Raw genomic sequence first — 13,024 nt, 5'->3', positions numbered from 1 at the left:
GGCACTGCTTCTCTATTGTACTGCGCCGATGTGAATCCACCTCGGTCTCGAGACGGAAATTCACCTCCTACTGCAAATGGATTTTTCATTACATTCATTTTCCAAATATTTGTATAGAACGTATCCGTTGTTGACAAAATAACCCTAAAATTGAATTGAAAGGCGTGTATGCATCATGGCGAGAAACAGTAAATTGGTACCCGAGGCGCAGCTTGCGCTAGCCCAAATGAAAATGGAGATCGCACAGGAACTCGGTATTTCGCTGCCTGAGGACGGTTATTACGGCAAAATGTCTACGAAAGATATCGGCACGATTGGCGGAGGCATGACCAAGCGGCTTGTACAGATGGGATTGCAATTGTCGAAGCGGTAAGTCGGAATGAAGATCAAAAAAAGACCTCACCTGGGTTGAACGCCACCGTCCATCCTCCAAGCGAGGTCTTCTTGATGTTACGAGTTATTTCATCGATACCGATTGCTTCGCACCGCGTACCATCACGACATAGCATAATACCGCAAGCACGCCAAGTAATGCGATAATGAGGCCCATTGGCACCGCCGTATGACTGCCTGCGATACCAACCAATGGCGCCATAATGCCGCCAAATATCGTCGACATCAGTCCAATCAATGCCGATGCGCTACCAGCAGCCTTGCCTTGATTCTGCATTGCAAGGGTGAAGGTCGCCGTTGATACGATCCCCACGCTGGATACGACGAAGAATAGCGGGATGAGCAAGCCCATGATTCCGATATCGAGCAGAATCATCACGAACAGCAGAATGCCTGCGATACTTGCTTGTCCTAAGCCATAGTGAAGCAGCTTCGTCTCACTAACGCGACCCGCAAGACGTCCGGTCACTTGGCTCGCAAGGATAATGCCAATCCCGTTGATCGCGAAGATCAAGCTGAACATCTGTGGTGTCACCCCGTAAATCTCCTGTAAGACAAACGGGGAGCCTGAGATATACGCGAACATGGCGCCCAGCACAAGTCCCTGCGACAAGGCATAACCCATAAACACACGGTCCCGGAACAAAGAACCGAAGGAACGGAATGTGCCTGTAATCCCGCCTTTCAACCGGCGGTTCGACGGCAGTGTCTCACGGAGACCGAAGATGACACCCAAGAACATGAGCACACCGATCACACACAATACAATAAATACACCACGCCATGAGGTGAACTTAAGCAATAGACCGCCCGAGATCGGTGCGATAATTGGCGCTACGCCATTCACGAGCGACAGCATCGCAGAGAATCTAGTCATTTCGGAGCCCGAATACATATCTCGGACAACCGCACGCGAGATGACAATCCCCGCCGCACCGCCTACCCCTTGAATGAACCGAAGAACAATGAACGACTCAATTGAAGGCGCGAGCACACAGATGATGGATGCCACAGCATAGATGATCAACCCCACCATCAGCGGATTACGTCGTCCCCACAGGTCACTTAACGGGCCTATAATCAATTGCCCGAAGGAAATGCCGAACATGCAGGCGGTCAAGCTCATCTGTGCGAATGACGCGTTCGTACCAAAATCCTGCGCAAGCTCCGGCAGCGCAGGCAAATACATATCGATCGTAAGCGGCGCGAAGGCAGATAACCCTCCGAGCAGCAGGATAATCCATAATCGAGCGAGACGTCTGGGTGAATCCGCTATAATCGTCTCGTTTGTTACATTTTTCATTTCTAACACTCCATTATCTAGTTACTACGATTCCTGTAACTATTATAATTACAGATTACCAAATGATCAATCTTTCTTTATATGCTAGACTCCTGCGCGTGTAATCCAGCTTGCTTCTGATAGAATCGCCCGACATCGTAAGCCCCATCAACATGACGAGAATAAAACGCTCATACTACGATCTCCTTTTCAACAAAACATGACCCCATCTTACCAAATTCCATCCAAAAATAACTAAAAAAATGGGAAACATATTCCGATGATTTACTATTAGAGCCTCCAACCACAGGATCGACAGAACCAACAAGACATGAAGGAGAGAACACCATGACAAAAGGTTTTAAGAATTGGGCACGTAAACTCAGTATCCTGAAAGTAAAATTCATTGCAATCTTCTTATTCCTCTCATTAGTTCCGATGCTTGCCTTAACATTTATTCTAAGCGCTCAAGCCTCCACAGAGCTCAAACAGAAGGCCATCGATGAACAGACACAAGCAGCCCAGATTGGTGCCGATTTCATTAACGCATGGCTCAACGAGAAGATCAATTCAATCGAAGAACTGATTCAGAAAAACCCTGATTTTAAGAACGGCGATGTGAACAACATCCTCTCGAAATTGACGCTGGTGGAGCAAAGCGACCCCGATGTGAGTGTTATCACCTTTATCGACCGCAACGCCCAACTCACCGACACCAATGGCGATAAACTGGATGGAACGAAATTCGACAATGTCATGCAGGTCATGAAGGACAAGAAGGTCATGGTGTCCAATGTCTATAAAAACGCAATTTCAAATAAATATACCATATTCCTCGAGATTCCTATTCTGAGCAATCAGGGCGAATTTATCGGCGCCATTCAACCCGAAATCGATGCGAGCACACTGCTCGAGCGGATCAAGGGTATTAAGCTAGATGAATCCAGCTATGCATATCTCTTGTCATCCGATGGGATGTATATCGCCCATCCGGACGAGAAGAAGGTCGGCAAAGACTTCAAAGCATTCGCACTGCCGGAGAAAGTCTCTATTTATGAGAATTCCGTATTCCAAAATGAACATGGACATATGGCCTACCCCGAGAAGGAAGGCTCTAGATCTGCTGCATATTCGACAATACAAGCTGCAGGATGGAAGCTGATCGTAACGGCTCCTGAGAAAGATGTGTACCAGGGCGTGAAGCAAATTCAGATCAGAGCACTTCTCGTTATCCTGATCTCTGCGATTATCATATCCTTCATCGCTGTATACGTCGCATCGTACATGACAAGACCGATCCTGGATATCTCCAATATGATGGCCAAGGTATCCCAAGGCGATCTGACACTCAGGCTGCAAGTGAAAGGTAGAGACGAGCTGGAGAAGGCCAAGGAAAATATCAATCTCATGCTCAGCTCCTTCGCCGAGATGATTCGCAAGATTACGCAGACGACGGAGCACGTCGCCGCGTCTTCCGAGGAGCTGACCGCCATTGCGAACGATTCGACCCAATCGTCTGAACATATTGTAAAGTCAGTAGACGACATTGTACGGGGATCGGATATTCAGGTTCAAGGGTCGGAACAAACAAGCCTTGCAATGGAAGAAATGGCAACCGGCATTCAGACGATCACGGTCTCTGCATCTACCGTAGCGGATACGGCACTATCGGTCGTACAGGAGGTCACGGTCGGCAATCAAGAGATTCACCATGCCAAGGATCAAATGGCTAGAATGAGCCATACCGTCGCCAATACGGCGTCCATGATAGAGTCACTCGAGACGAAATCCCAAGCCATTCAGCAGACGGTTCAGCTCATATCCGAGATTGCCAATCAGACCAACTTATTAGCTTTGAATGCCTCCATTGAAGCTGCAAGGGCCGGAGAGCATGGCAGAGGATTCTCTGTCGTAGCCGGTGAAGTACGCAAGCTAGCTGAAGAGACTGGGCATGCGACGAATCATATCTCCAGTCATATTCATGAGATCCTGCGATCCATCAACCAAGCAGCAGCTTCGATGAAAGACGGACTGACGGAAGTGGATATGAGCGTCGTGCAAGTCGAGAAGGCCGGTACGACCTTTGAACGCATTCAACGTTCTGTCCAGCATGTGAATGATCAGATTCAAGAGGTTTCCGCTGTCACAGAACAAATCTCCGCAGGAACCGAAGAGGTATCCGCTTCTGCCCATGAGATGTCGGTCATTCTGAAGGACTCCGCAAATAAGCTAAGTGGGATCTCACAATCAGCGAATGATCAGCACCATTCCATGGAGGAGATTCTATCGGCTTCCGAATCTCTCAGCACCTTAGCTAACGAACTACAAGAAATGGTCAGTAAGTTCAAAGTATAATCGAAAACGAGCATAAGTAAACCGCCTGACAGCGCAGCACACTACGCATTGTCAGGCGGTTTACTTATGCTCCTATTCATGGTCAGACTCCGATTCGACTACCCACACGGCAATGGCTGAATAATTATCATGGCCGACTTGAGCATGTTTCACGATACGCTCTTCCATGCGCGACAGCCACTCTGCTGGATTCTGAGACTTCATAAAGTCAACCTCCATCTCCGGTTCAATGACGTACTCCCACCATCCATCCGTACATAGCAGAAAAGCATCACCCGGTTGCACCGAACAAGGCTTCAGCAAGACTTCCCCCCGTAGTTCACCTGCCATGCCGACGCCACACAAAAGCTGACTGCGATCCTCGTGGAATCGAATATCCTGCAGCATAATCTCACCGCGATCCACAAGCGATTGGCAGACACTATGATCCCTTGTATGTTCGATAATCCGCCCATCACGCAGATGATATAATCTTGAATCACCAACATGTCCCCAGAGCACGGTCTCATCCTGGCGACACAACGCTACAACCGTCGAGTTCATCCCCGATAGTGTATGAATATCGTGCTGTGCTCGTCTCACTTCATCATGCGTGTGTAGGAGCACCTTCGTTAAACTCGCATGACTCAGCGGCTCCACAGCCGCAAAAGCCGTCGCAAATGCACTCGTCACAATGGAAGCAGCTACTTCTCCTCCACGGTGGCCGCCCATGCCGTCCGCGACGACATAGCACCCCTTGCAATCTCGTACCCATTCCAACAAGCTGTCCTCATTCTGTGGCCTTCCACCCGCACTCGACCGTGCTGCAGATATCCATCGCAAAGGGCAACCCTCCTATTTCGAACTCCGCCAATATAATACCTTATTAGTCGGATGTCACATTTATGTCATTCGTGCGATTCGAACGACAAATAAACAAAAACCTTCAAAACCACAACTTAACGTGATCTTGAAGGTTCCTGGTTCCTAGGATGCGAATACTCGCTTCATTCCTTTAGCAATCTCATTCATACAATCCTCTGCCTGCGGGTATTGACCCATTTTATCCATAAATGCATGATCCATGCCGCTATATTGCATACAACTCGTCTTCACGCCTGCACGCTCTAGCTTCCTAGCATAAGCCTCATTCTCTAAACGCAGGTAATCGAATTCCGCCGAGATGACGAGGGCTTCCGGCATTCCGCTAAGATCTTCTGCAAGTAATGGGGATAAGTACGGGTGCTCCACATGCTCGTTACCTTGCACATAGACATGCTCCAGCATTTTGGTCGAGCCGCCCATGCCCATGAGCCCGCCCATGATCAATTCCTGATGATTATTGATGGTATATTGATCGATCGTCCATGCAAAGTCATCTGTTGTCGTGCCTGCCATATTCGTGGTTGGATAGATCAACGCTTGATACTTGATCATGTTCGTCCCTTGATCCCGATCCTTCATCGCACAGACCGTTGCCAAGTTGCCTCCTGCACTATCACCGCTAACCGCGATTTGTTCCCGGTTGACGCCGATCGATTCTGCGTTCGCATAGACCCACTTTACAACATCGAAGCAATCTGTCAGACCCGCAGGGTATGCATGCTCTGGCGCGAGGCGATAATCTACACTCACAACAACTGCTTCAGCACGTTCCGCGATCACTTTGCATGGATTCTCGACCACATCGAGCGTACCGCCCATAAATCCACCGCCGTGGAAGAAGATCATCGCAGGCACTTGTCTGCCTGCCACAGCAGCTGGTGTATAGATACGAACCGGAATCTCGACATCGGTGCCCGGGATCATTCTGGCTTCCGTACGAATCTCCGTCGTTGTGACGTCGAAGTTCTTCCAACCCATGAATTCACGCATCTTGAGCGCGAAGCTGACCATATCCATTTGACTTGGATCTGGAAATTCCGCACCAGCCATCGCTTTTGCAGCCTCTGCATTGATTTCGTACACACGCGGATCAAGCTCGCCAACTGAATCTGTATCCGGTAGCCTTTTAATGATGACTTCCGACCCTTTCCGTTCTACCACTTCCGTACGTTCCTGCAAGGACTTGACCCATTGTTCATACACTTCGTTCTTCACCATGTTCGCCATCTCCTTTATATATCTCATAAACATCTGAATGATAACGCTTTCTAATATTCTTAATTATACAACCTCTATACAGCCAGAACTTCCTCTTTTTTATGCAAAATAGGGCTGATTTTTATGATATTCAGACAATGCAAAGAGACGCCCCTAAATCATAAGCATGACTTTTGAGACGTCTCTAACAAACATGGCTACTCGTTCAAATAGGTCGTTACACGATTTTGAATCAATTTACTAACTTCGTCCGCTGACTTCGAACCGTCCATGAAGGTTTTAAACTCATCGCTAATAATTGTACTGATCTTCGGATCCATGGCCGACGGTTTGCCTGTATTATCTAACATAGATTTCATCTCATCCACGTGACGTGCGAAATCTTTCGGGTCATTGATTTGAATAGCCATTTTCGATGTACCATCGGCGACCTGCTTCTTAATCTCTTCGAATTTGGTGTTCACAAGTTCTTTGAGCATCGGGATTCCGCCAAGCTCTGGGGATTGCTGCATTTCAGGCGAGACCATAAATTTCAAGAACTGCCATGCTTCATCCTTCATACCCGATTTGGCATTGATCGAATAGGAACCCATCGGTTGGAATGGTAGCCCCGTAGATGTCCCTGCTGCTGTCGGAGGAAGAACGCTCTTCCAGCCTGGCGTGTACGAGAATGCCGCCAACATATCGGGTGTAATATAGGTATTCTGCACGAACATCAATTTGTCCATACTGTCTATACCTCCATCATAATTCGTGATGAACCCCTTATCGTATAGGCCTTTGACATGCTGCATCATTTGTCTAAATTCATCGGAATCAAAGTTCGCCGTCTTCTTATCGTGCTGTACGTAACGCTCGTAATCCGCCTCCACGATGGAATAGAGCAGCTCCCCCTTCGGACCATTTGTTCCTAACGCATACACTTCATCACTAGAAGACTTCTTGATCTTATCAGCAATATCGAAGAAATCATTCCATGTCCACTTGGCGTCATCCAGCTTCACATTCGCTTGCTCAAGCCGTTTGGTATTGACCATCATCGTGTTCACGAAATAACGTGTCGGCAATGCATACAATCCGCCGTTAATCTCGGTTGCCTTCCACAAGCCTTCGAAATAGTCTGATGTCTTGAACGCGTTATCCTTCTTCATCATCTCATGAAGATCGATGACCGCTCCCTTGTTCGCATAGACACCGAGCGATAGACCTGATGTATCCATGATATCGGGACCTTTGCCGGATAACACCTCCGTATTCAGACGTGAAATGAATTGGTCATATTCATCGCGTGTCATCACTTGTCCTGTCGCCATGCCACCACCGTCATTTTTCTTCTCTTCCGGTCCATATTTCTTGATCTGAATATCGATATCCGGGTGCTTAGTTTCGAACTTCTTCTCGGCCTCCTCCAAGAACCGGGTTGATCCGGGAGTCCCTATAACAACGATCTTTTTACCATCCTCTGTCAATTTGGGTCCTACTTCCTTGCCGCTGCTGCATCCTGCCAACATCATCACACTTGCCAATCCAATGAATCCCCATTGCTTTATCTTCATCATAAGTTCTCCTCCCTTTTTCCCTTAACGCTGCAAGTCTTTCATTTCACCCGAACTTCATTGCCATCTTGCAATGGTTCACTAGTCTCGACGATGATGTCATCGTCCGAATTTAACCCTTGGGATATAATGACCTTATCTTTCATCTCTGCACTAAGCCGCACCCTGGCCTTCTCAGCCACATAACTGTTGCCCAGCGGACTTTTCTTCGTACGGACAATCAACAAATACGAACCATCGGAATCCGTTTTTAGACGTTTTTTCGAAATGACCATTCCTTTCTCGCCAAGAGGTTTCGATTTACTCACGCTTGCGGACTCCCCGCCGTGCAGCTTCGGATGATTAACCTCCATGGTAACTCTCATCTTCGGTCCGCTATCCTCCTGGCTTCCTTCACTGGATCCTCCACGATCCGCCTTTGGAGCCCCCATCGTCGTGTCATCGCCAGAATTGCCTCCATCACCTGAACCCGAAGCCGCGTCGCTAATATCCGCTACTTTCCCTTGGACCGAGATCTCCTTGCCGCCCGATTGCTTCACTCTCACAGAGATCTTCTCATCTACAGCTAAGATGGACGCCTCCGCTTCCGGAACGGTAAACGAGAATTGATAGCCTGCGGATGCATTCATGACGCTAGCCAGTGCCTTGCTCGCTGCTGCTTTGTCACCTTTTCGGGCGTTCACTTTCTTGATAATACCGTCAAAAGGCGCTGTGACTTGACTCTTCTCCCCAAGCTCCTTCTCCATCCGGGCGATCTTCCGCTGTGACAACGTCGTATTCAGACGATCACTCTCTAGATCACGCTTCGCCTTGTCGATCGCAACGGGATCTCCTGTGAGCTGTGCATCAATAAAAGCCTGCTGCAGCGCCTTTGTTCCGAGTCCCGCCTGCTGAAGACGCGTACGCTCATCCGCAATTTGATCCTTCAAATCCGTCGCATCCAAGGTGAACAGCACTTGACCACGCTTGACTTTATCGCCTTCTTCTACCTTGACACCTGTAATCTCGAACCCGGTATCGGACATCACATCCTCCCGTGCTTTGGGCTGTAGTGTCCCTTTACCAGACAATGACACCTCGAGTTCCTGTACCGATGCGTGCTCCGTCGTCACCTTAGGCAGCATAGCTGCTGATATCGTATTGCTCAGAAACGCCAAAATGGCCATAACACTTAAGAAGATGACTGCAATGGTAAGGATCACCTTATTCCTCCGTGCCCCCATACGTTATTCCTCCTACTTTTCAAAATCGATTTAACCTTTAATCCCTGACATCTCGATTCCTTCCACAAAATGCGGCTCTGCGTACAAGAACAGCAGCACCATCGGAATCATGTACAGCGTAGAAGCCGCGAAGCTAACCCCGAAGGCCCCCTTCTGAATTGTTGTTAGGAACAAGGACAAGGGTTGGAGTGCTGCATCCTGCAAGAAGATCAACGGCTGCTCGACCATGTTCCAGTAATCCGCGAACAAGAGGACGACGAGTGCCGCAATCCCAGGTCGAACCATCGGAAGGATGATCTTCAGGAAGATTCGTAATGTGCTCGCACCATCCATTTTCGCCGCTTCCATATAACCAGAAGGTATATTCAGCATGAACTGCCTGAGCAAGAACACGCCGAACGGCGCGAATATACCCGGGAGAATGATTGATCCCATGTGATTGAGCAGACCGAGACGATCCACCATCATATAGTTCGGTACCAGCGTTACCTGAAACGGCAGCATCAAAGTAATTAAATAGATAAAGAATAGTGAATCTCTGCCTGGAAAATTTAGCTTCGCAAAGGCAAAGGCTGCCAGAGAAGCACAGATTAACTGCCCCACAATGATCGGAACAACCAGCCCGACTGAATTCCAGAACATCCGTAGAAATTCCGGCGTTTTTAATAACAATGTAAAATATTGGTCAAAGGATACCCAATCCGGAATAAGCTTCAGCGTGACCCACGTATTCATCGATGTCTGACCTAATGATGCATAATTGGCTGTAATCTCATGTTCTGTCATGAAGGAATTAATCACAGTCAGCAAGATCGGCGTCACGAGAATCAGAGCAAGTGATGCTAGGAACAACGTTCGCAAAATGGGTAATGCACTGGATAATCTAAGATTTCGCATGTTGTCTTCTACCTCCCCTCTCTTATTCCATGAAGGAACGGAATCTGCGTTCAACCTGGAACAGAATGCCGACGATGCAGAGAATCCCAATCGCCATAATCACCGCCGCTGCGGATAACTTCTCCATATCGAGGGAGACGAACATGTTATTCATGTAATGCTGCAGAAAATAGATCCGCTCATGCGGATAATTGCCTGCGAGCAGATAGGTCTCCCGGAAAACCTTGAAGGAATTCAGAATGGACATCAAGATCACAAGGAATGTTGTAGGAATTAGATACACCAAGGTGATCCCGAAGAACTGCTTCACCTTCCCTGCACCCTCCAAATCCGCCGTCTCATAATACGAAGTGGGAATATTCTGAAGCCCCGCAAGGAACAAAATGACGTTATAGCCAAGGTTCTTCCAGATATACATCAGAATCACGACCGTCCCGGACCAATTCGACTTCATCCAATCGATGCGTTCAACACCGAAGTACGACAATACGGAATTCAGTGCGCCATTCCAATCGAATGTAATCTGCCACAAGAGCACGATCGAAGCGACAGGAACGACGAGCGGAAGGACATAAGTGGTTCGCAAGGCATTACGTAGGTACACCTTCTGATTCAGCCACATCGCAATGAGCAAGGATAATGCGACGATGAGCGGAACAGCGGTGGCCGTGAACCAGATCGTATTCCCCGCTGCCTTGCGGAAAGAACTGCTCCCGAGCACCGCGCCATACTGTTCCAGCGAGAATCCGCCCGATGACGATTGAAAGGACGTTCCGATACTCTCCACGAAAGGGATCAAATAAAAAATTGCAAAGCCCAGTAAACTCGGCACTAGAAAGAACAACGCGATATAAATCTCTTGACGTGCTCGACGTGTATAACGCATAACTTCTCCTCCGATACGCCTTGAATTGAAGTGTGATTTTGAATTACTCCGTTGGTACAAGAGCTATCCTATCACCCGTATGTGTCACCTATGTGGCAACCCCATGATTCACAGAAATTGTGCACAAAAAAAGACGTTTAAGATCCAGGCTAGGACCCTAAACGTCTCTTAATTCATTTCTATGTCGATACCGCATCAGGCGGCGAATATACCATGCAATATTGCTCTAGCGTACTGCCTTGCAGTGGAATGACCTGCACCGTACGGAACTGATAACGTTCATAAATTGGAAGATTGCTCGGTGTCTGCGTCTCCAATGTGCACGGGATCTGCCTCGCATTGCATTCGGCAAGCAGCGGCTTCATGATCCATGATGCATAACCTTGTCCACGGTATGGCTCCTGCACGACCAGAAGCCTCGCGCCAGCACTTCGGCAGCTCTTGGAATGTCGTGACGACGGACGGTTAATAACGGATTACAAATAGTTCCACCTCTGATCATGATGATTTACAAATATACCCTTAAGCATAGAGCATGATCAGAAATGGGGCAAATGCAGGCGTTCCGGGATATCCATGGCGAGTGTCGAAGGAACGAAGCGGAAGATATAATTACAACTCTTGATGATAAGCTCCGATTCCGAACATTCGATGATTTCTTGATCGTCCAGTTGCTCCTTCATTTGTAGGAGGCGACCGAAATCCTGTACGCCGAAGGTTACCGTCATTCGGGGTGGTAAAGCAACCATTTGAATCGGAATCCAGCGCCGCTGCGTCGATACGACGACCGCATGCGCCGTCCCGCCAATGACGAAATTGAACCAATCCGACTCATCCCTTACGCGCATCTGCAGCGTTTCTCGCATCCACTGCGTAAGTTCTCGCACATCATCCACAGGCATTCCAATCTCACGCATATAGAGGATCTGCCAATCCCCGCTCGGCACAATGACATCCCCTTGCACATAGTGATGTGCAATCAACTCCAATAGATTCCCATCCCCATCGCGAAAATAGACATTGATCCCCGTCTCAAACGCCTTAACAGCTTCACCATCTGGCCAAGTCAGCAGCGTGATCCCCCTCGCGTGCAATTGATCCACGAGGACATCGAATTGCGAATAAGGAACCTCGAAGGCAAAATGTGCAGGCGATATCGGTTCATGGCTCTCTTCAAAGGTTAACGTCATGTCCGGTGTAGGCTGAAAGGTAATCGCATATTTCGATGAGGATTGAATCGGAAATCCTAACTGATGATGGTAGAACTGCTTCACGCCTTGTATGGATACCGTATTTAAGCTCAGTCCTGCGAAATGTGTAATCATGAGTATCACTTCCCTTGACGTTGATACCCTTATTTTACCAGCCGGGTATTCCTTGAACCTCCGTTAATGGATGGATATTTGCAGAAGTTTTTCTCAGGCTAAAGAAGGAGATGAGGTACATCTTTCGCAGGAGTGTTCCCATTATATTGAAAAAACAGAGGAAGACCGAAGATATCTTGCGATATCCTCGGCCTTCGGGGGTGTAATCTTTTCTATTGTAACCTATTTTAGGATTCCGACACAACGGTAAATCGCTCACCAATATGCTGCGGATGCTCGATCTCGTCGATCACTGCGATCGCATAATCTTCATAGCTGACATAACTCTCGCCTTTGCTGTTCACGAGGAGATGATCTTTCCCTTTCACATAAGAACCTGTGCGTTGACCTAATGCGAACAATGCGGATGGGCTAATGAATGTCCATTTCACATCTGTCGTTTCTTTCAGAATATCCAGGTTCTTACCTTGATTAGACGCTGTTGGGAAATAAATCGCTGGGAAGTCTGGCGTATCCATCACTTTCAAGGTTTTCGCCTCATCCACATACAAGCTGCCCGCGCCGCCAACAACGATAAGACGCGTATTCGAGCCTTTCAATGCTGCGATCAACACATTGCCAGCATCGACGTGCAAATGCTCTTGTCCCGGCGCCGCACCGTATGCATTCACCACAACATCGAACACCTGAAGGTCGCTTGCCGATAGATCGAATACGTCTTTCTCGATGACTGCAGCATTTCCCGCTACCTTCGAGGCATCGCGCACGATCGCTGTTACCTCATGGCCCCGATCCAATGCTTCTTTCATAATCCGGCTTCCCGCTTTACCTGATGCACCTACAATTGCAATTTTCATATGAATAACCTCCTCATGGAATCTTAAATATTGATTTCAATTTCTCAACCTGTAACCATTGTAGTTACATTTAGATGTTTTGTCAACACCCCGTGATTTATGATACAATAATTGGAAATTATATCTAAATGAGAAGAGGGCGAATCTTTGGGATTACGACGTAAACAC

Annotated in this window: 12 protein-coding genes; 2 read left to right on the top strand and 10 right to left on the bottom strand. The window is 48.0% G+C overall.

Annotated elements, in window-relative coordinates:
* The first annotated feature begins 175 nt into the window (after positions 1–175).
* Positions 176–373: an alpha/beta-type small acid-soluble spore protein gene (locus tag C558_RS0101955; RefSeq protein WP_018754533.1), complete on the top strand. Its 198-nt coding sequence runs from the start codon at positions 176–178 to the stop codon at positions 371–373.
* Between the two features lie 84 nt (positions 374–457).
* On the opposite strand, the gene C558_RS0101950 is transcribed toward C558_RS0101955, so the two are convergent.
* A complete protein-coding gene (locus C558_RS0101950) occupies positions 458–1,696 on the bottom strand; it encodes a multidrug effflux MFS transporter (RefSeq protein WP_018754532.1) in 1,239 nt (412 codons plus the stop codon).
* Between the two features lie 327 nt (positions 1,697–2,023).
* Here C558_RS0101950 and C558_RS0101945 point away from each other — a divergent pair, with 327 nt between their 5' ends.
* A complete protein-coding gene (locus C558_RS0101945; RefSeq protein WP_018754531.1) occupies positions 2,024–4,030 on the top strand; it encodes a methyl-accepting chemotaxis protein in 2,007 nt (668 codons plus the stop codon).
* Between the two features lie 72 nt (positions 4,031–4,102).
* Here the strand turns inward: C558_RS0101945 and C558_RS30170 are convergent, their stop codons facing one another.
* The 9 genes from C558_RS30170 to C558_RS0101900 form a co-directional block, all read right to left on the bottom strand.
* Positions 4,103–4,852, bottom strand: coding sequence for a PP2C family protein-serine/threonine phosphatase (locus C558_RS30170; RefSeq protein ID WP_018754530.1), 750 nt, complete (start codon positions 4,850–4,852; stop codon positions 4,103–4,105).
* Between the two features lie 144 nt (positions 4,853–4,996).
* Positions 4,997–6,112, bottom strand: coding sequence for an alpha/beta hydrolase (locus C558_RS0101935; protein WP_018754529.1), 1,116 nt, complete (start codon positions 6,110–6,112; stop codon positions 4,997–4,999).
* 197 nt (positions 6,113–6,309) lie between these two features.
* Entirely contained in the window at positions 6,310–7,671 is a 1,362-nt protein-coding gene (locus tag C558_RS0101930) for an ABC transporter substrate-binding protein (protein ID WP_018754528.1), read from the bottom strand.
* A 38-nt stretch (positions 7,672–7,709) separates the two neighbouring features.
* On the bottom strand, positions 7,710–8,891 hold the full coding sequence (locus C558_RS0101925; protein ID WP_018754527.1) for an efflux RND transporter periplasmic adaptor subunit: 1,182 nt from the start codon (positions 8,889–8,891) through the stop codon (positions 7,710–7,712).
* 30 nt (positions 8,892–8,921) lie between these two features.
* Positions 8,922–9,788 (bottom strand): carbohydrate ABC transporter permease, encoded by an 867-nt coding sequence (locus C558_RS0101920; RefSeq protein ID WP_018754526.1) that lies wholly within the window; start codon positions 9,786–9,788, stop codon positions 8,922–8,924.
* Positions 9,789–9,810: 22 nt separating this feature from the next.
* Positions 9,811–10,674 carry a carbohydrate ABC transporter permease gene (locus tag C558_RS0101915; protein WP_018754525.1) on the bottom strand — a complete coding sequence of 288 codons (864 nt, stop codon included), beginning with the start codon at positions 10,672–10,674 and terminating at the stop codon, positions 9,811–9,813.
* 179 nt (positions 10,675–10,853) lie between these two features.
* Positions 10,854–11,081, bottom strand: a complete 228-nt coding sequence (locus C558_RS0101910; RefSeq protein ID WP_018754524.1) for a GNAT family protein — start codon at positions 11,079–11,081, stop codon at positions 10,854–10,856.
* A gap of 132 nt (positions 11,082–11,213) precedes the next feature.
* On the bottom strand, positions 11,214–11,999 hold the full coding sequence (locus tag C558_RS0101905) for a VOC family protein (protein WP_018754523.1): 786 nt from the start codon (positions 11,997–11,999) through the stop codon (positions 11,214–11,216).
* A gap of 227 nt (positions 12,000–12,226) precedes the next feature.
* A complete protein-coding gene (locus C558_RS0101900) occupies positions 12,227–12,856 on the bottom strand; it encodes an NAD(P)-dependent oxidoreductase (protein ID WP_018754522.1) in 630 nt (209 codons plus the stop codon).
* Positions 12,857–13,024: the final 168 nt, after the last annotated feature.

The sequence above is a fragment of the Paenibacillus terrigena DSM 21567 genome (assembly GCF_000374845.1).
Classification (GTDB): domain Bacteria; phylum Bacillota; class Bacilli; order Paenibacillales; family Paenibacillaceae; genus Paenibacillus_K; species Paenibacillus_K terrigena.
This window is presented reverse-complemented; position numbering and strand designations above follow the sequence as displayed.